Raw genomic sequence first — 21,558 nt, forward strand, 5'->3', positions numbered from 1 at the left:
CGGCGGCCCGTGGCTGCTCCTGGCCGGCTACGCGGTTCCCTGGAGGACGGGGGGCTCGTCGTCGGCGAACGCCGCACGCAGGGTGTCCTCCTGCTCGCGGGAGAGGTTCGTGTGCAGCAGGTGTGCGCGCCGCCCGGCGAACGCCTCCCGCACCCGGTCCAGCACGGCGTCGGAGGTCAGCACGAACAGCGCTGACGTGCCGGGGGTGATCTCCTCCCGCACGCGCTCGATGAACGTGTCGTCGATCCCGACGTCTGTGAGCCGGCCGGTGAGCGCGCCGGCTGCGGCACCGATGGCAGCGCCGAGCAGCGGAACGAGGAACAAGAGGCCGAACAGCATCCCCCAGAAGGCCCCGCCGAGGGCGCCGGCGCTGGTGAGGTCTCGCAACTGCCGCGTCTTCGGCTTCCTCGCGTCGGGTTGCCAGAACACCGTCGCCGCGTCGTGCACGGTGATCAACTGCTGCCGGGCGAGGTCGGTGAGGATGACGACGGCCTCGTCGGCCCCGCCGGGGGTGTCGAAGCGCCACACGCTCAAGGTGGACATCGGGGTTCCCCTTCCTGCAGGTCCGTCTGCGGGCGGCATCCTCCGGGCCATCGCCGCGAGGCCGCCTCCTCTGCTCGGGATGAGAGCTCCAGCGCCGGCGACGAGGACAGGGTCGGGACCCGCCGTCCCGGATCAGCCGGGAGCATCAGAGCCGGCGAGGCCCGACGTCGGGTGGCGGGGGACGCTGCACCGGGTCGACCTGCGGCAGGTCCGCGCGCCGCTCCTGTGCAGGGCGCACTCCTCTCCGCGGCACGTCTCATCTCTGCCGGACGAGGCCGGACCGCACGCGGAGGGAGCAACGTCCAGGCTCGCGAGGCACTCCGCTGCAGGCACCCGTCCTGTTCTGGTGCGGTGCCCGCTGGCCCTCTCCCGAGCGAGGAGCGTGCGGACGATGACCGACACCACGATCTCCCGGGCCGTCGCGAGCGCGCCGGCCGCCGCCTACGGCGTGCACTCCGAGGTCGGGGTGCTGCGCAAGGTGATGGTGTGCGCGCCGGGGCTCGCTCACCAGCGGCTGACCCCGACCAACTCCGACGACCTGCTCTTCGACGACGTGCTGTGGGTGCAGAACGCCCGCCGGGATCATGCCGAGTTCGTGACCATGATGCGCGACCGCGGGGTCGAGGTGGTCGAACTGCACGACGTGCTGGCCGAGACGATGGCCGTCCCGGAGGCCAAGACCTGGCTGCTGGACCGCAAGATCGTCGCCAACGAGGTCGGTCTCGGCCTGGTCCAGGACACCCGCGCGTTCCTCGAGGAGCTCGACGACCGGCGGCTGGCCGAGTTCCTGATCGGCGGGTTGTCCACCGCCGACCTACCCGCCGACTCCCGCCCCGGCTGTGTGGCCCTCGCCCGCGAGTCCACCGGTGCCCGCGAGTACCTGATGCCACCGCTGCCCAACACGCTCTACACCCGTGACACCACGTGCTGGATCTACGGCGGCGTGACGCTCAACCCGCTGTACTGGCCCGCTCGGCACGACGAGACGCTGCTGTACAAGGCGATCTACACCTTCCACCCCGACTTCTCCGGCGCTCACGTCTGGTGGGGCGACCCCGAGCGGGACTGGGGTCTGGCCACCCTCGAGGGCGGCGACGTCATGCCGATCGGCAACGGCGCCGTCGCCGTCGGGATGAGCGAGCGCACCTCCCGGCAGGCCATCACCCAGTTCGCCGCCGCGCTGTTCGCCGAAGGGGCGGCCGACCGGGTGATCGTCGCCGGCATGCCGAGACTGCGGTCGGCGATGCACCTGGACACCGTCTTCACCTTCGCAGACCGCGACCTGGCCACCGCGTACGCCGAGATCGTCGACGGCATCCACACCTTCTCCCTGCGCCCCGGCGACAAGGAGCCGGTCGAGGTGACCGTGGAGAAGGACTCGTTCACCGCGGTCGTCGCCGACGCGCTCGGCCTGCGCGAACTGCGCGTGCTGCCCACCGGAGGGGACGCCTACGAGAGCGAGCGCCAACAGTGGGACAGCGGCAACAACGTCGTGGCCGCAGCCCCCGGCACCGTCTTCGCCTACGACCGGAACACCACCACCAACGCCTTGCTGCGCGAGGCCGGCGTGGAGGTCCTCACCATCGTCGGCGCCGAGCTCGGCCGCGGCCGGGGCGGCGGCCACTGCATGACCTGTCCGATCATCCGCGACCCCGTCGACTTCTGAGCGGGTGGACGAGTGCCCCCGTTCCGGTTCCCGCTGCTCGTCACCGCGGCAACGGTCGGTGTCGCACTCGCGGCGTGCGGCGGGTCCCCGAACGGTACGCAGAGCGAGACGGCCGGACTCCCGGACCTCGAGGAGTCGTTGACGGCCCATGACTGGCTGCTCGACGTCGCCGACAGCACGCTCCCCGGCGACGTCGCGAACCCCGTGACGCTGGCCTTCGCCGGTGGGACGGCGGCGTCGGGCACCGCCCCGTGCAACACCTACCGGGGCACGGTCGTCCTTGAGGGCGACGACGGCGTGCGCATCGAGGCCATCGCCACGACCCTCATGAGCTGCGAGCCGGCCCTCATGGCGGCCGAACGCGAGTACCTCGACGCGCTGGCGCAGGTACGGACCGCCGACACCAGGGACCCGGATCGGCTGGCCCTCACGTCGGGCGGCGTGCGGCTGTCCTTCACCGCCATCGACGCGCGTGAGCTGATCGTCGGCGACTGGGCGCTCACCGGCGTCCGGACCGGCGCGGGGATCCAGAGCATGGTGGAAGGCACCGAGCCGGTCGCGCGGGTCACCGCGGACGCAGACGTCGTCGTCGAGACCGGCTGCAACACGCTCAGGACCACCTGGGAGATCGACGGCCGGACGATCGTCGTCGAACAGCCGGCCGGGACGTCGATGAACTGCGAGGAACCGGCCGGCGTCATGGACCAGGAGGCCGCCATCGCAGCGGCGCTCACCGCCGCCTCGACCATCGCGATCACTCCAGCCACCCTGACCCTGCTCGACGACGCGGGGGACATCGTGCTGACCGCTCAGCGGGCCTGAGCTGAGGCACGTGCTCCAGGGTCTGAGATCTCCTCCTCCGCGGGTGAGCCGGTGCCGGCGCCCGCAGGGACGGCCGTGGCGGGAGGGCGGGCGATGAGCGGCCGGCCAGGTGGCCGCCACATCCCCCGGCGCGGCCGCGCTGGTGACCCACCGCCGGTTGACCGCGCTGCTGCGGAACCCAGTCACCGCCGCCTCGGCAGTCGACCCAGATGGAGCGACCCTCTGACAGACGTCTCCCGGAGGACGGACGCCGAGGCCGACCGCCGCGGAACCGCGTGTCGGCCGCGCGGTGGCTAGGGCTTGACCTCGTGCACGGACACGACGTGCAGCCCGAGATCCTGGATCAGCGCCAGCATCCCGTGCAGGTGGGCCTCGTCGATGACCTCTCCGTAGATGATCGTCTCCGGTGGGGCCTCGACCAGCACCATGTCGGGGAACGCGCCGCGGGTTCGGTCGGACAGATGCCCTGCGACACGGAACTGGTAGTGCGATGTCACGTTCGCCCCCCTTCCTGCTCTCGCCGCTGTCACCGTCGCGCTCCTCCTCCAGATCCGCCTCGTCCGGCGAAGACGAGGTGACCGGACCGGTGTCGTGCCCCCAGGGGTGTCTCCGCACGGCGCCAGCGCACCGTCACGGACGGTGGTGGGCGCAGGCCCGTGGACGAAGTCCTGCCGGTCGCCCCCGGGGCACTGTCCAGATCGTCTCGGTGGTCGTAGCTTGCGATGGATCATGGCTGTCGCCGGTCCAGCCGAGGGCTCGGCTCGAGGCGCGAGGCGTCTCGGTGTGCCGAGGATGAAGACTGCGCTGCCGCGGCTGCCCGAGCGGTACGTGCGCCGCCCGCGGTTGGTGGTCGCGATGGAGGCGGCGGCTCCTGGGCACGTCACCCTGGTGTGCGCGCCGGCCGGGTACGGCAAGACGCTGCTGCTGGCCGAGTGGGCGTCCCGGCACCCGGACTCGACCGCCTGGATGTCACTGGACGCGGACGACAACGACGACCGCCGCTTCTGGTCGGCGGTGCTGACGGCTCTCGCCTCGTGTCCGGCAGTCCCGCAGGACAGTGCCGTCCACCGGCTGGCCGTGCCCGCCCGGCCGAGCGGGGACACTCCGTTCCTGGCCGCGGTGGTCGACGCGGTCGACCTGCTGCCGGGTCCTGTGCACCTCGTGCTGGACGACGTGCACGAGCTGACCGCGGCCGACCCGCTGCGCGGGCTCGCCGGCCTCGTTCGTGACCGACCTCCGGGGTTGCACCTCGTGCTGGGTAGCCGGAGCGACCCACCGCTCGCGCTGGGCCGGATGCGGTTGAGCGGCGAGGTCCACGAGATCCGGGCCGGAGCACTCCGGTTCTCGGTACCCGAAGCGGCGGAGATGCTGGCCGGGATCGACGTCGTGCTGCGTCCCGACCAGCTGCGTCTGCTCGTCGAGCAGACGGAGGGCTGGGCGGCCGGGCTGCGGCTGGCGGCGCTGTCCCTGCGCGAGGCTGACGACCCCGACGGATTCCTCGCCGACTTCGCCGGCAACAGCCGCGCCATCTCCGACTACCTCGTCGACGAGATCCTCGCCCGACTCCCGTTGGAGCGGTTGGACCTGCTGCGGGCGGTGAGCGTCTGCGACCCGCTGTCCGCGTCGCTCGCGGCGGCCCTGTCCGGCCGCCCGGACGCGGGCGAGGTCCTCGACTCCCTGGAACACGACACCTCCCTCGTCCTCAGTTCCGGGCAGGGCCGGACCTGGTACCGGATGCACCCGCTGCTGCGGTCCCACCTGCTGGCCGACCTCCGGCGACGGCGACCCGACGTGGTGCTGGACCTCCACCGTCGGGCCGCCGACTGGTACGACGCGCAGGGTCAGCCCGTCCCGGCGCTGGCGCAGGCGCGCCAGGCCAGGGATCACCACCGGGTCGACCTGCTCCTGCGTGAGAACTCCGTGTCGCTGATCGCCGACGGGGCGCACCGCGCCGTGCGCGAGGCCATGGACGGGCTCGGGGGCAGGTACGTGGACCAGGACCCCTGGCTGTCCCTCGTCGCGGCGCTGGTGGACGTGGAGACCGGGGCATTGGCGGCGGCCGATGTCCACCTCGATCGTGCCGACGACGTCTGGCCCGCCGAGCCGACGGCAGACCTCACGGCCCTGCGCGTTCTGGTGCACGCGCGTCGAGTCAGCCTGGCCGGCGACCCGCGCGCGATGGTGCAGGTGACGGAGGACCTCGATGCGACGTTCGACGGCCAGCCTGAGCTCGCCGTCATCGGAGAGCTGGACCGGGCCCTGGCCCTGCTCACGGTCGATCGTCGGAGGGAGGCACAGGCCGTCGCCGAGGCCGCGACCCAGCGGGCGCGCCTGGGGGGCCAGGCCTACCTCGTCGCGCGGGGACTGACCGTGCTGGCGGCGGCTGAGTCCGCCCGTGGGGACTACCGGCGGATGGTCACCCTCGCCGAGGAGGCCGACGGACTCGTGCCCGGCACCGACTGGCTGGCCACGGCCGGGGCGGTGCTGTCCTCGATCCTGCGCGCCTACGGGGCGCTGCTGAGGGCCGAGCCCGCCGTCTGCCTGGATCTGCTCGACCCGGCGCTCGCCTTCGGAGAGTTGCAGGACGAGCCCCTGAGCGCGGTCGACCCGACGACGCGTGGGCTGCGGGGAGCCGCGCTGGTGGACCTCGGACGCGTCGTCGAGGGCCTCGACGAACTACGGCGCGCGCGCACGCAGACGGCGGACCAGCCCAGGATGGCGGCGACCAGCGCGCTCCTCGCGTTGCTGGAGTACCCGGCGGCGGCGCTCGCCGGCCGCCCCGAGGCCGCCCGTACCGCCCTGGACTGGGCCGAGCACAGCCTGGGCGACGCGGGGGACGTGGTCCTGCTGCGGGCGCGACGGCTGACCGCGATGGGCAGGCACGGGGCCGCCGCCGAGGCCCTGCGACCCCTCATCGACGGGACGACGCCTGTCCTCCAGCCGTGGGTGGTGGTCGAGGCTCACGTGCTCGACTGTCACCTCGCGCTGCTGGCGGAGCGCCGGGAGCACGCCCGCGCCTCGCTGCACCGCGCGCTGGCGTCGAGCGATGACATGGACGTGCTGCGGCCCCTGGCCTTCGGCCCGGCCGAGGTCGCCGACCTCCTCACCAGCCTGCTGGGCAGCTTCGACGCCCGCGAACCCGTCGCGCGCCGAGCGCTGCACGCCCGGTTCACCCTCGGCGCCGACGACCGGCGGACAGGGCTGACCGGGCGGGAGCGGGCGGTCCTCGACCTGCTGCCCTCACAGCGCTCGTTCGGCGAGATCGCCACCGAACTGACCGTCTCGCACAGCACCGTGAAGACACACGTCCGGGCCATCTACGGCAAGCTCGGCGCCACCTCCCGGCGGGATGCCGTCGACCGGGCGCGCAACCGCGGCCTCTTCTCCTCCGGGACGTCGTGACGGCGGGTCGGCCTCCGCTCGCCCTGGCGCTGGCTCGTCCGCGCTCCTGTGCCCGGGCAGCCTTCCGCCGTCCCCGGCTCCCCGTGTCGCAGCGGCGTCCCCCACGCCGTGCTGCGCGGTTCCGTCAGGTGCCGGGCCCACCGCATCGGGTGGTCGCTCCAGGACCGGAGCCGGCGTCCTACTTCAGGAGACTCCGTGCGATCACCATGCGCTGGATCTGGTTGGTGCCCTCGTAGATCTGGGTGATCTTGGCGTCCCGCATCATCCGCTCGACCGGGAAGTCCTGGGTGTAGCCGGCGCCACCGAAGAGCTGGACGGCGTCGGTGGTCACCTTCATGGCGACGTCGGAGGCGAAGGCCTTGGCGGCGGCGCACAGCCGGCCGAGGTCGGGGCCGCCGTCCACCCCGCGGGCGGCGGCGACGTAGACCAGGTGCCGGGCGGCCTCGATCTGCATCGCCATGTCGGCGAGCATGAACTGCACGCCCTGGAAGTCGCTGACCGCCCGGCCGAACTGGCGGCGGTCGCGGGTGTACTCCACGGCCGCGTCCAGGGCGCCCTGGGCGATGCCGACGGCCTGCGCCCCGATGGTCGGCCGGGTGAAGTCGAGGGTCTTCAGCGCGGTCTTGAAGCCGGTGCCGGGCTCGCCGATGACCCGGTCGGCCGGGATGGTGCAGTCGGTCAGGTAGAGCTCGCAGGTCGGCGAGCCCTTGATGCCCATCTTCCGTTCCTTGGGGCCGACGGCGAAGCCCGGGTCGTCGGCGTGGACGACGAAGGCGGAGATCCCGTTGGCGCCCTTCTCCGGATCGGTGACCGCCATGACCGTGTACCAGGAGGAGACCCCCGAGTTGGTGATCCAGGCCTTGGTGCCGTTGAGCACCCACGTGTCGCCGTCCTGCCGGGCCCGGGTCCGCATGGCCGCGGCGTCGGAGCCGGCCTCGCGCTCGGACAGGCCGTAGCTGATCATCGCCTCGCCCGCGGCGATCGAGGGCAGCACCCGCTGCTTGAGGTCCTCGGACGCCGACAGGATGATCGGCATCGAGCCCAGCTTGTTGACCGCCGGGATGAGCGAGGCGCTGGCGTCGACGCGGGCGACCTCCTCGATGACGATGCAGGTCGCGATCGGGTCGGCGCCCTCGCCGCCGTAGGCCTCCGGGATGTGCGTGGCGTGGAAACCGGCTGTGGTCAGGGCCTTCTGCGCCTCCACCGGATAGCGGGACTCGGCGTCGACCTCGGCCGCGTACGGGGCGATCTCGCGCTCTGCGATCTCCCGGACGGCGGCCCGGATCTCGTCGTGCTCCTCGGTCAGCGCGTACAGTCCGCCAGCGTTGTTACCCACGGGTAGATCCTAGATCCGCCGATGCCCAGGACGAAGCCATCCACGCCCACGACGCCGCCCCGTCTGGGCTCAGCCGGTCGCACCGCCGACCGGGTCGGACGGTGGCGTGACCGTGGTCGCGCGGGACCGGAAGTCGCCGCGGCCGGTGTCGCCCTTCCAGTCGTCGAAGGACTCGCCGGTCAGCTCCTCGAGCAGGGCGATGTCCGCGAGCAGGGGCTCGAGCACCTCCCGGCGCACCTCGACCGGCATGGGCGGACGCGGCGTCCGGCCGGCGTGCAGCGCGGCGACGAGCGGCCGGCTGGCCTGCCGCCACGCCTGCGGCGGGGCGAACGAGCCGAGCACCGCGCCGGCTCGCACCAGGCGGGACAGCGCCCGGTACCGGGTCGTGTCCGCGACGTGCGGCTTGACGTTCTCGGGCGGCACGGCGTGGGCGCGCCCCGGCTCGACACCCAGGAACGCGCTGACCCGGTCCAGGGTCTCGGCCGGGGTGTCCACCACCTGCCGGTAGCGGAGCAGGAGGACCTGCTCCCGGGGCACGCAGCGGAGGAGGTCACGCACCTGCTCGCCGTAGCGGCCCAGCCGGCGGTAGTGCCAGAACGGCGCCCAGCCCTCGGCGACGCGGCGGTCCTCCAGACCGACCGCCGTGCCGAAGTCCGCCTCCGGCTCGAGCCCGTCGGCCCGGAGGTGGACCCAGTTGGACCACGCCCGGTCCACCGGGTCCCGGACGACGGCGACCACCTTGATCGCCGGGACGTCCGCGGCCAGCCGAGCCTGCGCAGCACGGTCGTACAGGTAGAAGGGCGTGCTCTCCCCGCGTACCGCGCCGGCGGGGGCCCCCGCGAACAGCGCCAGGTAGTCCTCGCGCCGCCAGATCCACTCCCGCGCACTGTGCGCGTCACCCGGGCCGCGCTGACCGCTGCGCGGTGGCGGGCGACCGTCGGTCAGGTAGTACTTCGGCTCCTTGACCGGCGACAGGTACAGGCCGGGATGGGTGGCGAGGGCGGCGTGCAGTGCCGTGGTCCCGGCCTTCGGTGCGCCGGCGATCACGAACTGCGGGAGCCGATCGGCGGGGCTGGTCACGTGGGTGTCCTCCTGGAGTCCTCGGACGGCTGTGCACACTGGGCGGTGTCCCCCTGGTCCGATCCCGGAGCCGCCCCGTGCCCACGACTGCTGCGCTGCCCGTCCCTGACGCCAACCGGTTCTGGGCCGACGCCGAGACCGTCGTGGCACCGGAGGACCCGCGGTGGGGTGCCTGGGCCGGCGGCCCGTCGGTCCAGCTGGTGGACGGGACGTGGTGGCTGGCCTACCGGCTCCGGCGGCCGGTCGGCGAGGGCCGCGGGTACGCCAACGTGGTGGCCCGGTCGGCCGACGGGGTCCGGTTCACCGAGGTGCTCCGGCTGGGCAAGGACGACTTCGCTGCCGAGTCCCTGGAGCGCCCCGCCCTGGTGTACACGCCCGAGGGCCGCTGGCGGCTCTACGTCAGCTGCGCGACCCCCGGCACCAAGCACTGGCGGGTCGACCTGGTGGAGGCCGGCACGGTCGAGGGCCTCGGGGCGGCGACGCCGCGCACGGTGCTGCCCGGCAGCACCACCGCGGCGGTCAAGGACCCGGTGGTGCGGCACGACGGGGACCAGTGGCACCTCTGGGCCTCGGTGCACCCCCTCGACGACCCGGCCGCGACCGACCGGATGACCACCGAGCACGCGACCAGCGCCGACGGCGGCGAGTGGACCTGGCGGGGCACCGCCCTCGCCGGGAGTCCCGGCAGCTGGGACGCCCGAGGGGTGCGCTTCGCCACCGTGGTGCTGGCCGGCCCGCGCACCTGGGCGCTCTACGACGGCCGGGCCACGGCGGGCGAGAACTGGGAGGAGCGCACGGGGCTGGCCGTCTCCGACGGGAACGGCGGGTTCCGGGCCGCCGGGAACGGGCCGTTGCTGCAGAGCCCGCACCTGCCCGGTGGACTGCGCTACGCCGACGTGGTGGCCCTGCCCGACGGCGGTGCCCGCTGGTTCTACGAGGCGACCCGCGCCGACGGGGCGCACGAGCTGCGCACGGTGCTGCTGCCGTCCTGACACCGCCACGGCCGCGCCCTCCTGGTGCTCGGGACCCGGCCGACGGATCCGTGCTCGCGGACGCCGGTCGACGCCCGCCGGGTCGCCACCCCGGGGCTCCCGCGCGCGGCGGAGGGGTCCCCACCCGGCGATCCGGGGCCCGTCGCGGCGGCCACGACCGGCCCGCAGCCTGACACGACCCCTCATACCCGTCAATCCCGATCGGGATGGTAGACATTCCGTCGTGTCCGCCGCCGCGACCGTCCGGTCGTCCGCCCCCGGAGCCGCCCCGCGGCTGGTCCGGCGCGTGCACATCGACCTCGGCCGGGTGTGGTCGGCGGCCTGTCGCTGACGCCGTCCTCCGCCCTCCCCCGTCGCCGACCGGCACTCGCCCGGTGACACCACCCCGCGCCCCGGCCGACTCCGGCCCGGTGGGCGCCCCGTGTCGAGGAACCGTTGATGCTGCACGCCCCCGCCCTCCCCCCACCGTCCGCCCTGACCGCACCCGCCCACCCGTCGGCTCCCATTCCGTCGCGCACCGGCGCCGCCGGCCTGGCGGCCGCCCTGGCCGCGGCCGCCGGGCGCTGGCTGCACCTGGTCGAGTACCGGCCCACCAGCCGGTGGACCCACCTGCTGCCGGCCGCAGACGCCGCGGAGGCGCTGCACCCCGCGCTGCACGCCGACCTGCTGACCGCCCAGGTCTGGCTGCTCTCCTGGCTCCCGGGGCAGGGCACCCCGCTGCACGACCACGGCGACTCGGCTGGCGCGTTCACCGTGGTCCGCGGCACGCTCACCGAGCGGGTCGTCGCGGCCGGCCGGGCCGGCGGCACCGTGCGGCAGACGACCGTCGACCTCACCGCCGGGCGCGTCCGGCACTTCGGCCCGCACCACGTCCACCAGGTGACCAACACCGAGGCGGGAGCGGCAGTCAGCGTGCACGTCTACACGCCGGGGCTCACCCGGATGAACACCTACCGCATCGACGACGGCCGGCTCCTCCAGACCGGCACCGAGCAGGCCGGCGTCGACTGGTGAGCTCCACACCACCGCCGGACGCCGGCCGCCGCCGGACGGAGCGGGGCGAGGCGTCCGGGGCCCGGGCCCCGGACCCGTCCTCGCACGAGCAGGCGGTGGTGCCCTTCGGCACCGCGGTGCGCGCCTGGTTCGTCATCTCGCTGCAGACCTTCGGCGGCCCGGCCGGCCAGATCGCGGTCATGCAGCGCACGCTGGTGGACGAGAAGCGGTGGATCGGCCAGCGCCGGTTCCTGCACGCCCTCAACTACTGCACGCTGCTCCCGGGCCCCGAGGCGCAGCAGCTGGCCACCTACGTGGGGTGGCTCCTGCACGGCACCCGCGGCGGCCTGGTCGCCGGCGGGCTGTTCGTGCTGCCCGGGGTGGTGGCGCTGCTGGTCCTGTCCGCGGTCTACGTCGCCTTCGGCACCACCACCGCGGTCACCGCGGTCTTCGCCGGCCTGGCCGCCGCGGTGCTCGCGATCGTCGTCCAGGCCGTGATCCGCGTGGCCGGGAAGGCGCTGGACAGCCGGGCCCTGGTCCTCCTCGCGGTGGCGTCCTTCGTCGCGCTGGCAGGGTTCGGTGTGCCGTTCCCGGTGGTCGTCGCCCTCGCGGGGATCGCCGGGTGGGCGCTCGGCCGATGGCGCCCGTCCGCTCTGCCCCGGGAGAAGTCCGCCGAGGGGCCCGACGCCGGCCCGCCGCCGGTCGTCTCCGACGACGACCTGCACTCCGAGGCCCCGACCACCCGCCGCACGCTGACGGTCCTGCTCGTCGGGTTGCTCGTGTGGGGTCTGCCGATCGCGGCGGTCGCGCTGCTGACCGGGGCAGGGAGCGTGTTCACCGAGCAGGGGCTGTTCTTCTCCGGTGCCGCGGTGGTGACCTTCGGCGGCGCCTACGCGGTGCTGGCCTACGTCGCCCAGCAGGCGGTGTCGGTCTACGGCTGGCTGGCGCCCGGGGAGATGGTGCGCGGACTGGCGCTGGCCGAGACCACGCCGGGGCCGCTGATCATGGTGGTGCAGTTCGTCGCGTTCCTCGGCGCCTACCGCGACCCCGGTTCCCTCGACCCGTGGGTGGCCGCCGTCCTCGCCTCGCTGCTGGTCACCTGGGTGACCTTCGTGCCCAGCTTCCTGTTCGTCCTGCTCGGCGCCCCCTACATGGAGCGGCTGAGGGGCAACCGGTCGCTGTCGGCCGCGCTCACCGGCATCACGGCCGCCGTGGTCGGCGTCATCGCGAACCTGGGCGTCTACTTCGCCGTCCACACGCTGTTCTCCGACACCCTCGACGTCGACGGCGGACTGCTGGCGTTCGAGCTGCCGGACGTGACCACGCTGCGGCCGGTGCCCCTGGCCATCGCCGTGGTCGCCGCGGTGCTGCTGTTCCGCCTGAAGTGGTCGGTGCTGCGCACGCTCGGGGTCTGCGCCGTCCTCGGCCTGCTCGCCGGGGTGGGCGGTCTGCCCGTCGCCTGACCGGCCGTCCTCAGGCCGAGGTGATGCGCTCCTGCAGAGCGGCGTCGCGGGCGACCACCGACTCGGCCAGGTCGGCCTGGAAGCGGACGACGGCCTCCTGCAGCCGGGGGTCGGCGGCGGCGAGGATGCGGACGGCCAGCAGCCCCGCGTTGCGGCCGCCGCCGATGGACACCGTCGCCACCGGCACGCCGGCAGGCATCTGCACGATCGAGAGCAGGCTGTCCAGCCCGTCCAGCCGGTCCAGCGGGCGGGGGACGCCGATGACCGGCAGCGGCGTGGCGGCGGCGATCATCCCCGGCAGGTGGGCCGCTCCCCCGGCGCCGGCGATGACCACTCGGAGTCCCCGGCCGGCGGCGGACTCGGCGTAGTCGAGCATCCGGCGGGGGGTGCGGTGCGCGGAGACGACGTGCACCTCGTGCGGGACACCGAACTCGGCCAGCGCCGCCGCGGCGGGCTCCATCATCGGCCAGTCGGAGTCGCTGCCCATGACGATGCCGACGATCGGGTCCACGCGGGGCTCCTCAGTGTCCGGTCGGGAAGGCGAACGCCGGGTCGACCTCGCCGTCGGCCAGGTAGCGCGCGGCCGCCGCGGCCCGGGCGCGCACCCGCGGCAGGTCCGCGCCCAGCGCGGTGACGTGGCCGAGCTTCCGGCCGGGGCGCTGACCCTTGCCGTACCAGTGCAGCTTGACGTCGGGCCAGTGCGCCATGAGGTGGTGCACCCGCTCGTCGAGCCCCGGTCCGGCCCAGTCGTCGGCGGCCGCCCGCCCGCCGAGCACGTTGGCCATCACCGCCACCGGTGCGGTCATCGCCGTGGAGCCGAGCGGGTAGTCGAGGACGGCGCGCAGGTGCTGCTCGAACTGGCTGGTTCGGGCCCCCTCGATGGTCCAGTGGCCGGAGTTGTGCGGGCGCATGGCCAGCTCGTTGACCAGCACGCCCTCGGGCGTCTCGAACAGCTCGACCGCGAGCATGCCGACCACCCCGAGCCGGTCGGCGATGCGGACGGCGAGCTCCTGCGCGGCGGTCGCGAGCTCGTCGGCCAGGCCGGGCGCGGGCGCGAGCACCTCCGAGCAGACGCCGTCCACCTGCACGGTCTCCACGACCGGCCACACCGCGACCTGACCGAACGGGGAACGGGCGACCTGGGCGCAGAGCTCGCGGGTCAGCCGGACCCGCTCCTCGACCAGCAGGGTGCCGTGCCGGACCAGCAGCGCGGCGGCCTCGTCGCGGTCCGGGACCACGAAGACGCCCTTGCCGTCGTAGCCCCCGCGCGGCGTCTTCAGCACGACCGGCCAACCGTGCCGGCCGGCGAAGGACTCGACCTCCTCGACGACGGCCACCTCCGCCCAGGCCGGCTGCGGCTCGCCGGCGGCGGCGAGCGCACGGCGGAGCACCAGCTTGTCCTGCGCGTGCACCAGCGCGTCCGGGCCCGGCGCGACCCGGTGACCGGCCGCCGCCAGCGCGTGCAGGTGCTCGGTCGGCACGTGCTCGTGGTCGAACGTGACCACGGTGGCCCCCTCGGCCAGCCGCAGCAGCGCGTCGAGGTCCCGGTGGTCCCCCAGCTCGACGTCGGCCGCGACCAGTGCCGCGGACTCGTCCGGGCCGGCGGACAGGACCCGGAGCGACTGGCCGAGGGCGATCGCGGCCTGGTGGGTCATCCGGGCGAGCTGGCCGCCCCCGACCATGGCGACGACGGGCAGTCCGGTGCGCCGGTCCAGCGGGGAGTCGCTCATGACGGGCCGAGACTAACCGGGTCCCGCCGGCGGGCCCGACGGGGCCGGGGCTGCGCTCACCGCGGCCTGGTGAACCGCAGGCGGGGCACGAGGACCAGCGCCTCCAGCGCGATGCGGGTGGTCATCTTGGACCGGCCGTGCGAGCGCTCGTGGAAGACGATCGGCACCTCCACCACCCGCAGCCCGGCGCGCAGCGCCCGGTAGGTCACCTCGATCTGGAACGAGTACCCGTGCGCCTGGGCGGAGGGGACGTCGATGGCCGCCACCGCCTCGGCGCGCAGGCACTTGAAGCCCGCGGTCAGGTCGCGGACGCCCACGCCGAGGAGGGTGCGCGCGTACAGGGAGCCCCCGCGGGAGAGCAGCCTCCGGACCAGGCCCCAGTCGGAGACCCCGCCACCGGGGACGTAGCGGGACCCGACGGCGATGTCGGCGCCGGCCTGCACGGCGGCGACCAGGCGCGGGATGTCGGCGGGGTCGTGCGAGAGGTCGGCGTCCATCTGCAGCAGGCAGTCGGCGCCCCGGGCGACCGCGTGGGCGAAACCGGCGGCGTAGGCCGGCCCCAGCCCCTCGCGCTCGTCCCGGACCAGGACGTGCACGCCGGGGAGTTCCCGGGCCAGCTCCCGCGCGCGGGCGGCCGTGCCGTCGGGCGAGGAGTCGTCCACGACCAGGATGGCGGTCTCCTCGACCCCGCAGCCGCCGAGGACGGCGTGCACCGCGCGGACGACCCGCTCGACGTTCTCGATCTCCTGGTACGTCGGCAGGACGACCCAGAGCGAGCGCGGTGCCGGCCGCCGGTCCGGGGAGCGGGGGGCGGCGGGCCGGGCGGACATCGGAGCGAGGGTAGGGCAGCACACCGTCCCGTCGTGGCCAGGACCGGTGTGGTGGCGTGGCACCTAGAGTGGCCGGGTGGCCCGGACAGACGCGCTCAGCCGCCGCCTGGGCAGCACGTGGCGGCTGCTGGTCAAGGAGCTGAGCGGCTTCGGGGTCGTCGGCGCGACCGCGTTCGTGCTGGACCTCAGCGTCTTCCAGCTGCTCTACGCCTCCGTCGGGCTGGGCGCCGTGACGTCCAAGACGCTGTCGACCCTCCTGGCGACGACGGCCGCCTACGTGGGGCACCGCTACTGGTCGTTCTCGCACCGGGCACGGACCGGCGTGCGCCGCGAGTACGCGCTGTTCGCCGCCGTCAACGGCCTCACCCTGGCGTTCGGGCTCGTCGTCGTGGCGGTGGTCCGCCATCCGCTGGGCCAGGAGAGCGCGGTGGTCCTGCAGCTCGCGAACGTCGGGTCGATCGCCGTCGGCACGGTGATCCGGTTCCTCTGCTACCGGCGTTGGGTCTTCCCCGCCCGGACCGAGCCGACCGGGCAGACCGACCCCGCCCGAGCCGGCATCCCCTGATCCGGCGCGCCCACTGGGCCGCCGGTCACCCGGCCAGGCGGGAGCCGTGCCGCCCCGCGATCACCTCGATGCGGGTGGGGATGCGGGTGCGCAGCTCCTCCAGGTGGCTGATGACGCCGACCGTCCGGCCGCCACGGCGCAACTCGTCCAGCACGGTCATGACCGCGTCGAGTGCCTGGGCGTCCAGCGTGCCGAAGCCCTCGTCGACGAACAGGGTGTCGATCCGCACCCCGCCGGTCTCCGCGGTGACCACGTCGGCCAGACCCAGCGCGAGCGCCAGCGACGCCATGAAGCTCTCCCCGCCGGAGAGCGTCTTGGTGGGGCGCAGGCAGCCGGTGTACTCGTCGAGGACGTCGAGCCCGAGCCCGCCGCGGGCGCCGTGCCGGCCCTGCGCGTCGCTGTGCCGGAAGGTGTAGCGCCCGCCGGACATGTCCTGCAGCCGCCGACTGGCCACCTCGGCGACCTGCTCGAGCCGGGCGGCGAGGACGAAGGACTGTAGCCGCATCCGCAACGTGTTCGCCCCGCGCCCCGTGACCAGGTCGGCCAGCTCGCCCACCTGCTCGGCCTCCCCGCGCCGCTGGTCGAGCTGGAGCTGGACGGCGGTGACCTCGCCCGCCAGTTCGGCGAGCGCGCGGCCGCGGCGGCGGGCCCGGTCGAGCTCGGCGACGGCCTCCTCGCGCCGCCGCGTCTCGGCGACGCACCGCTCGCCCAGCGCGTCCAGGTCCGGCCGGGTGCCCAGGTCGGCGAGTTCCGGGTCGGCGAGCGCCGCGGCGGCCACCGAGAGGAGGCGGTCGTGCTCCGCGATGCGCCGGTCCAGGTCGGCCAGCCGGCGCGGCTCCAGCAGCGCGGCCGCGGCGGTGAGGACGTCGTCGAAGCCGGTCTCGTGGGCCCGCTGCTCGGCGGCGAGCCGGGCGGTGTCCGCGGCGGCCCGGGCCCGGACCTCGGCGCTCCCGGCGTCGACCACCGCCTCGCACCGCTGTGCCTCGTCGGTCAGCCGGGCGATCCGGGCCGGGAGGTCGGCGTCCTCCCCGCGGGCCGCGGTCAGTGCGGCGGTGAGGTCGGCGAGCCCGGCGGTCACCTCCCCGTGCTCGGCGGAGCGGGCCCGCAGCTCCTCGCGGTCGGCGGCCCACCGGGCGGCGGCGGCCTCCCGCTCGGCGAGCAGGCCGGCCAGCTCGGTGCGCAGCGCCGGGAGCCGGGCGGCCAGCTCCCCGGCCTCCTCGGCCGCCGCGGACTGGGCCGCGACCAGCGCCGGCCCGTCGGTCCCGGCGAGGTCGCCGGCGCGGCCGCGGAGGGCAGCCAGCTCCCGCTCGCGCTCCTCCACGACGCCCGCCGCGGCGGCCATCGCCGCCTCGGCGGCATCCACCCCGGACCGGGCGGCCTGCTCGTCGGCGGCCGTGACGACGGGGCCGGCGTGCTGCGCCAGGCGGGGGTGTTCGGTCGCGCCGCACACCGGGCAGTCGTCTCCGTCGGCCAGCTGCCGGGCCAGCTCGGCGGCCATGCCGTCCAGCCGCTGGGCGCGGAGCTCGACCCAGCGCTCGCGGGCGGCGACCCAGGCCTCCCGCCGTTCGTGCGCCCGGACCCGCAGCCCGGTCAGCGCCGCCGCGAGCTCGTCGGCGGACCGGGCGGCGGCGAGCGCGGCCGCCGTGGCCGCCAGCTGGGCCCGGAGCCCGGGCAGCCGGGCGGCCGCCTCGGCCGCCTCCGCGACCCGGGCCTCGGCGTCGCCGAGCCGCACCGGCCAGTCCGCCGCGGCCGCGGCGGACTCCGCGCACCGGCGGGTCAGGTCGTCGACCGCGCGGGCCAGCCGACGTCCCCGCCGGGTCAGCTCGGCCGCCCGGTCCACGTCGGGCAGCAGCACCCGGACGGCGGCGGCCTCGTCCCGCAGTTCCCGGGCCAGCGTCGGATCCGCCTCCCGGCCGCCCGCGACCGCCGCCCACGCCGATCGCGCCGCGGCCAGGCGCTCCGCGGCGCCGTCGGCCTCCAGCGCGCACCGGCCGGCGGACTCCAGGACGTCGCGCATCGGCTCGGCACGGCGGCCGGCGTCCCGCTCGGCGCGCAGCGGCACCAGCCCGGCCTCGCCGGCGGTGAGCCGGTCGTGTTCCGCACGGGCGCGGTCCCGGCGGGCGTGCCGGTCGGCGAGCGCCCGCGCCGCGCTGAGCTCGGCGTCCAGCTCCGCCGTCCGCGCCGCCGCCGCGTCGGCCGCTGCGGTGGCCGTGGCCAGGTCCTCGGCCGCCGCCGTCCGGAGCCGGACGACCCAGCTGCCGATCCGCGCGCCGTGTCCGGCGCCGGCCAGCTCGGGGGCCAGCTCCTCCGGGACGGCGGTGTCGGCGACCTGGGCGAGCCGGGCCAGCAGTCCGCCCATCGTGCGACGGACGGTCTCCAGCCGGTCCCGGGCGGCGCTCCGCTCGGCGGCCAGCCAGTCCTCGACGCGGGCGAACCGGCCGACGTCGAACAGGGTCCGCAGCAGGCGGCCGCGGTCCTCGGGCTCGGCGCGCAGGAACCGGGCGAAGTCGCCCTGGGGCAGCAGCACGACCTGGCAGAACTGCTCCGCGGACAGGCCCAGCCGGGTGCGCAGGAACTCCGATCCCTCGTCGATGCGGGTGCTGACCGGCTCCCACGTGCCGCCGTCCCACCGCTGCACGGTGAGCTTGGCCTGCTCGGTGGTCCAGCCGTCCCCGCGCTTCTTCGGCCGCTGCTGCTCGGGCCGGCGGATCACCCGCAGCCGCTCGCCGGCGAGGGTGACCTCGCAGGAGACCTCGGTGCGGACGGCGTCGGCGGCGTGGTCGCTGCGCAGCCGCTTCTCCTCGCCGCGGGCGCCGGGCACCGTCCCGTAGAACGCGTAGACGACCGCGTCGAGCAGCGTGGTCTTCCCCGCGCCGGTCGGCCCCCACAGCAGGAACAGCCCGTCGCGGCCGGCATCGTCCAGGTCGACCTCGACGGTGTCGGGGAAGGGGCCGAACGCGGTGAGCGCGAGCGTGTGCAGCCTCATCCGGCCGCCTCGGCCCGGTCGGCCGCGGCCAGCGCGCGGCCGATCAGGTCCCGCTCGGCGGCGGTCGCCGGGACCGCGCGCACGTGGCCGACGAACTCGCCGACCACGTCGAGGTCGCCGCGCCCGCGCAGCCGCTCCTGGTAGGTGCGGCCGTCGGACACCGCGGCCGAGCCGGTCCACTCCAGGTGGACGCAGTGTGGGAAGCGGGTCTGCAGCCGGCGCATCGGATCGGCCGGCCGCACCGGGTCGGTGAGCCGCGCCGAGACGAAGTGCGCCTCGGCGGCGGCGTGCGCCCGGTCCTGCAGCAGCTCCTCGAGCGATCCGGTGAGCACCGTCAGCGGCCGCGCCGTGGGCAGCGGCACCGGCCGGACGTCGGCCAGCCCGCCGGCGTCGAGCTCGACCAGCCACGCCTGCTTCTGCTGGCCCGCCTCGCCGAACGAGTAGGCCAGCGGCGAGCCGCTGTAGCGCAGCCGCGGGGTCAGCGTCTGCGGCCGGTGCAGGTGACCCAGGGCGACGTAGTCGACCCCGTCGAAGACGGCGGGCGAGACCAGGTCGACCCCGCCGACGCTGATGTCGCGCTCGCTCTCGCTGGGCTGACCGCCGCCGACGAAGGCGTGCGCGAGCACCACCGAGCGGGTGCCCGGGCGGAGGAACAGGTCCGCGCGCACGCGGTCCATCGCCTCGCCCAGCACGCCCTCGTGGCTGCGGGCTCCCGTGACGCCGAGCTCGAAGCGGGCGATCTCGGGCTCCAGGTAGGGCAGGCCGTAGACGGCGACGTCGCCGTGCTCGTCGGCCAGCAGGACCGGCTCGTCGACCTGCCGGGTCTCGGCGCGGACGTGCAGGCCGCCCGCGGCGAGCAGCTCGGAGAAGGTGCCCAGCCGGCGCGCCGAGTCGTGGTTGCCGGGGGTGAGCACCACGGCGGCGCCGGCGCGGCGCAGCCGGGCCACCACGCGGCTGAGCACCGCCGTCGCGTCGGCGGAGGGGACGGCGCGGTCGTAGACGTCGCCGGCGACCAGGACCACGTCGACGCGGTCGGCGGCCACCACCTCCGCCAGCCCACCCAGCACCGTCTCCTGCTCGGCCAGCAGCTCCGTGCCGTGCAGGGTGCGGCCGATGTGCCAGTCGGAGGTGTGCAACAGCCGCATGGCCGCAGAAGGTAGGTCGCGGTACCGACAGAACGGCCCAGGCGCGCCGTGACGGATCCGTCACACCGAGCCATGGTGGCTCACACCAGCGCGGTCGGGTACCCGCTCTCGGACCCGCGGACGTGGTCGGCGCTCTCCTGCGCCCGCCGGTCGGCGTCCTCCTCGATCATGTGGTTGAGCAGCTGCTGGACGCCGTCGCTGTCCGGGATCTGCTCGAGCACCGTGGGGCCCCCGTCGCCGGCGGTCTCGATCGTGACCGTGCCGGAGCCGATGACCCGCTCCCACAGCGTCTGCCGGTAGGAGACGTCGGTGATCCGGCTCAGCCCGATGTCCCGGCCGGAGCGGGCCAGGACGCCCACCCGCAGCAGCACCCGGTGCGTCGTGACCACGTAGTGGGTCGTGCGCCAGCGGATCAGCGGCAGCAGCACCAGCGCGACGACGAGCAGGGCCGCCAGCGCGAGGACCCCCACCCGGATCGAGCCCTGCTGCCGGCCGTCGGGCACGAGGGCGGCTCCGAACGAGGCGGCGCCGACCAGCAGCAGGAGCAGCACGACCGGCCAGGAGATCGTCAGCCAGTGCGGGTGCAGGTGCCGCACGACCTCTTCGTCGTCGGCGAGGAGCTTGTCCGGGTACGCCACGCCGCCAGAATGACCGAGAGTCGTCGGTTGGTCACGCATCCACGCGGCTGCGGGGGTGCCGCGCCGTGCGGGCCGCACCGGCCCGGGCAGGCGCGGGGACGAGCGCCGCGGCCGGCGCCGGGACCTCGGCCGGCTGCTCAGCCCGGGGCGGCGGCACGGGGGTGCCCGGTCGGGCCGGCCGGTCGGCGCGGGCCCAGCGGCCGGGTCCGCGGTGGCGGAGGAACAGGCGGGCCGGCTCCTCCAGGTAGCGGTAGCTGAGGTGCGCGAGCAGGACGGTGAACAGCAGCACCTGCGGGATGAGGAACCCGGCCAGACCGCTGCCCGGGGCGATCGACGGCGTCCAGCCCATGGAGGTCCAGAAGATCTCGAACACCGGGATGTGGACCAGGTAGAGGCTGTAGGAGATCCGGCCGCCGTGCACCATCGGGCCGGTCGAGAGGACACGGCTCAGCCCCTGCCGGGAGAGCGCCAGCGACCCGACGAGGACGGGGAACGCGAGGACGACGACGCCGCCGTACTCGCCCTCGCCCTGCCCGCGCCACTCGCCCCACCACAGCCCGACGAGGATCTCCACGACCGCGAGCACCGCGACGCCCGCGGCGATCCGCTCCACGCGCGGGGTCACGCTGATCCGGCGCACGGCCAGGCAGGTGAACGCCCCGGCCAGGAAGCCCGCGCCGATGCGCAGCGCCCAGCTCCACGCGAAGTACGGCTCGCCGGTGGTGAAGCAGACGTAGGCGAGGGGCACCATCGCGCCGACGGCGAGCGCACCGGTGACGACCGCCGGGGCGCTGCGCAGCCGCCAGAGCAGCAGGACGGCGACCGGGAAGAGGACGTAGGCCAGCCACTCGGCGCTGATCGACCACGCGGCCCCGACCCAGGAGGAGCCGTCGAAGAACGGCTGGTCCCACAGCTGGACCATGAGCAGCTGCTGCAGGTAGTGCCAGACGTCGACGTCGGGCTGCTCGAGCTGGTAGGCGACGAACCCGTCGGTGACCTGGGTCGCCTTGTAGAGCAGCCACGCGCCGAACAGCGTCGTGACGACGACGTAGACCGGCCAGATCCGGCAGACCCGCGCCCACCAGAAGCTGAGCATCCGGCGCGGGGAGGGCCGTCGGCCCATCTTGTCCAGGTAGGTCAGCGTGATGACGAAGCCGCTGAGGACGTAGAAGAGGTCGACGCCCAGAGCACCGGTGCGGACCACCGGCTGGAGCGGCTCCCACAGGTCGGCGTAGGTGTCGCCCGGCGTGAAGGAGAAGTGGAAGACGACGACCCACAGTGCGGCGACGATGCGCAGCCCCGTCAGCGACCGGATCTCGCCACCGGTCGGCGGTGTCTGACTGGCAGCGGTCACGACCGGCCCTCCT

General features: G+C 75.0%; 18 protein-coding genes. 7 read left to right on the forward strand and 11 right to left on the reverse strand.

Features of this window, described 5'->3' with window-relative positions; all coding sequences use genetic code 11:
* Nucleotides 1–27 precede the first annotated feature (27 nt).
* On the reverse strand, nucleotides 28–543 hold the full coding sequence (locus tag GCU56_RS08925) for a DUF1269 domain-containing protein (RefSeq protein WP_163481318.1): 516 nt from the start codon (nucleotides 541–543) through the stop codon (nucleotides 28–30).
* A gap of 391 nt (nucleotides 544–934) precedes the next feature.
* On the opposite strand from GCU56_RS08925, the gene GCU56_RS08930 reads away from it, so the two are divergent.
* Nucleotides 935–2,209, forward strand: coding sequence for an arginine deiminase (locus GCU56_RS08930; RefSeq protein WP_163481320.1), 1,275 nt, complete (start codon nucleotides 935–937; stop codon nucleotides 2,207–2,209).
* Between the two features lie 138 nt (nucleotides 2,210–2,347).
* A complete protein-coding gene (locus tag GCU56_RS08935; RefSeq protein ID WP_163481322.1) occupies nucleotides 2,348–3,031 on the forward strand; it encodes an META domain-containing protein in 684 nt (227 codons plus the stop codon).
* Nucleotides 3,032–3,324: 293 nt separating this feature from the next.
* Here GCU56_RS08935 and GCU56_RS24560 read toward each other — a convergent pair whose 3' ends face one another.
* Complete coding sequence (locus GCU56_RS24560) at nucleotides 3,325–3,459, reverse strand: hypothetical protein (protein ID WP_275585796.1); 135 nt, start codon at nucleotides 3,457–3,459, stop codon at nucleotides 3,325–3,327.
* 364 nt (nucleotides 3,460–3,823) lie between these two features.
* Here GCU56_RS24560 and GCU56_RS08945 point away from each other — a divergent pair, with 364 nt between their 5' ends.
* Nucleotides 3,824–6,433: a LuxR C-terminal-related transcriptional regulator gene (locus GCU56_RS08945; RefSeq protein WP_163481326.1), complete on the forward strand. Its 2,610-nt coding sequence runs from the start codon at nucleotides 3,824–3,826 to the stop codon at nucleotides 6,431–6,433.
* Between the two features lie 178 nt (nucleotides 6,434–6,611).
* On the opposite strand, the gene GCU56_RS08950 is transcribed toward GCU56_RS08945, so the two are convergent.
* A complete protein-coding gene (locus GCU56_RS08950) occupies nucleotides 6,612–7,769 on the reverse strand; it encodes an acyl-CoA dehydrogenase family protein (RefSeq protein WP_163481328.1) in 1,158 nt (385 codons plus the stop codon).
* A gap of 69 nt (nucleotides 7,770–7,838) precedes the next feature.
* The gene (locus GCU56_RS08955; RefSeq protein ID WP_163481329.1) at nucleotides 7,839–8,849 is read right to left on the reverse strand and encodes a sulfotransferase; all 1,011 of its coding nucleotides are present in this window, start codon (nucleotides 8,847–8,849) and stop codon (nucleotides 7,839–7,841) included.
* A 77-nt stretch (nucleotides 8,850–8,926) separates the two neighbouring features.
* Here GCU56_RS08955 and GCU56_RS08960 point away from each other — a divergent pair, with 77 nt between their 5' ends.
* From GCU56_RS08960 to chrA, 3 genes are all read left to right on the forward strand, one after another.
* On the forward strand, nucleotides 8,927–9,841 hold the full coding sequence (locus GCU56_RS08960; RefSeq protein ID WP_345771739.1) for a hypothetical protein: 915 nt from the start codon (nucleotides 8,927–8,929) through the stop codon (nucleotides 9,839–9,841).
* 438 nt (nucleotides 9,842–10,279) lie between these two features.
* Nucleotides 10,280–10,855, forward strand: coding sequence for a cysteine dioxygenase (locus tag GCU56_RS08965; protein ID WP_204331759.1), 576 nt, complete (start codon nucleotides 10,280–10,282; stop codon nucleotides 10,853–10,855).
* Nucleotides 10,852–12,297 (forward strand): chromate efflux transporter, encoded by a 1,446-nt coding sequence (gene chrA, locus GCU56_RS08970; RefSeq protein WP_163481331.1) that lies wholly within the window; start codon nucleotides 10,852–10,854, stop codon nucleotides 12,295–12,297. The genes GCU56_RS08965 and chrA overlap by 4 nt, the downstream gene beginning before the upstream one ends.
* Before the next feature lie 10 nt (nucleotides 12,298–12,307).
* Here the strand turns inward: chrA and purE are convergent, their stop codons facing one another.
* From purE to GCU56_RS08985, 3 genes are read right to left on the reverse strand one after another with little or no spacing between them, the layout of a single operon-like run.
* The gene (gene purE / locus GCU56_RS08975; protein WP_369410079.1) at nucleotides 12,308–12,808 is read right to left on the reverse strand and encodes a 5-(carboxyamino)imidazole ribonucleotide mutase; all 501 of its coding nucleotides are present in this window, start codon (nucleotides 12,806–12,808) and stop codon (nucleotides 12,308–12,310) included.
* Between the two features lie 10 nt (nucleotides 12,809–12,818).
* Nucleotides 12,819–14,027 carry a 5-(carboxyamino)imidazole ribonucleotide synthase gene (locus GCU56_RS08980; RefSeq protein WP_239522010.1) on the reverse strand — a complete coding sequence of 403 codons (1,209 nt, stop codon included), beginning with the start codon at nucleotides 14,025–14,027 and terminating at the stop codon, nucleotides 12,819–12,821.
* 56 nt (nucleotides 14,028–14,083) lie between these two features.
* The gene (locus GCU56_RS08985) at nucleotides 14,084–14,857 is read right to left on the reverse strand and encodes a polyprenol monophosphomannose synthase (protein ID WP_163481333.1); all 774 of its coding nucleotides are present in this window, start codon (nucleotides 14,855–14,857) and stop codon (nucleotides 14,084–14,086) included.
* A 76-nt stretch (nucleotides 14,858–14,933) separates the two neighbouring features.
* Here GCU56_RS08985 and GCU56_RS08990 point away from each other — a divergent pair, with 76 nt between their 5' ends.
* Complete coding sequence (locus GCU56_RS08990; protein WP_163481335.1) at nucleotides 14,934–15,422, forward strand: GtrA family protein; 489 nt, start codon at nucleotides 14,934–14,936, stop codon at nucleotides 15,420–15,422.
* A gap of 25 nt (nucleotides 15,423–15,447) precedes the next feature.
* Here GCU56_RS08990 and GCU56_RS08995 read toward each other — a convergent pair whose 3' ends face one another.
* The 4 genes from GCU56_RS08995 to GCU56_RS09010 form a co-directional block, all read right to left on the reverse strand.
* Nucleotides 15,448–18,408 (reverse strand): AAA family ATPase, encoded by a 2,961-nt coding sequence (locus GCU56_RS08995; protein WP_163481337.1) that lies wholly within the window; start codon nucleotides 18,406–18,408, stop codon nucleotides 15,448–15,450.
* A complete protein-coding gene (locus tag GCU56_RS09000) occupies nucleotides 18,405–19,553 on the reverse strand; it encodes an exonuclease SbcCD subunit D (protein WP_163481339.1) in 1,149 nt (382 codons plus the stop codon). Before GCU56_RS09000 ends, GCU56_RS08995 begins: the two co-directional genes overlap by 4 nt.
* An 80-nt stretch (nucleotides 19,554–19,633) precedes the next feature.
* Complete coding sequence (locus tag GCU56_RS09005; RefSeq protein ID WP_163481341.1) at nucleotides 19,634–20,191, reverse strand: PH domain-containing protein; 558 nt, start codon at nucleotides 20,189–20,191, stop codon at nucleotides 19,634–19,636.
* 31 nt (nucleotides 20,192–20,222) lie between these two features.
* Nucleotides 20,223–21,545 (reverse strand): acyltransferase family protein, encoded by a 1,323-nt coding sequence (locus tag GCU56_RS09010; RefSeq protein WP_163481344.1) that lies wholly within the window; start codon nucleotides 21,543–21,545, stop codon nucleotides 20,223–20,225.
* Nucleotides 21,546–21,558 lie beyond the last annotated feature (13 nt).

Source organism: Geodermatophilus sabuli (assembly GCF_010686765.1).
Taxonomy (GTDB): Bacteria; Actinomycetota; Actinomycetes; order Mycobacteriales; family Geodermatophilaceae; genus Geodermatophilus; species Geodermatophilus sabuli_A.

Excerpts from the sequence above, each read along its gene's own strand:
- GCU56_RS09000 (WP_163481339.1), bottom strand. The coding sequence starts at position 19,553 with ATGCGGCTGTTGCACACCTCCGACTGGCACATCGGCCGCACCCTGCAC.
- GCU56_RS08965 (WP_204331759.1), top strand. The coding sequence starts at position 10,280 with ATGCTGCACGCCCCCGCCCTCCCCCCACCGTCCGCCCTGACCGCACCC.
- GCU56_RS08945 (WP_163481326.1), top strand. The coding sequence starts at position 3,824 with ATGAAGACTGCGCTGCCGCGGCTGCCCGAGCGGTACGTGCGCCGCCCG.
- GCU56_RS24560 (WP_275585796.1), bottom strand. The coding sequence starts at position 3,459 with ATGGTGCTGGTCGAGGCCCCACCGGAGACGATCATCTACGGAGAGGTC.
- GCU56_RS08985 (WP_163481333.1), bottom strand. The coding sequence starts at position 14,857 with ATGTCCGCCCGGCCCGCCGCCCCCCGCTCCCCGGACCGGCGGCCGGCA.
- GCU56_RS08980 (WP_239522010.1), bottom strand. The coding sequence starts at position 14,027 with ATGAGCGACTCCCCGCTGGACCGGCGCACCGGACTGCCCGTCGTCGCC.
- GCU56_RS08930 (WP_163481320.1), top strand. The coding sequence starts at position 935 with ATGACCGACACCACGATCTCCCGGGCCGTCGCGAGCGCGCCGGCCGCC.
- GCU56_RS08995 (WP_163481337.1), bottom strand. The coding sequence starts at position 18,408 with ATGAGGCTGCACACGCTCGCGCTCACCGCGTTCGGCCCCTTCCCCGAC.
- GCU56_RS08925 (WP_163481318.1), bottom strand. The coding sequence starts at position 543 with ATGTCCACCTTGAGCGTGTGGCGCTTCGACACCCCCGGCGGGGCCGAC.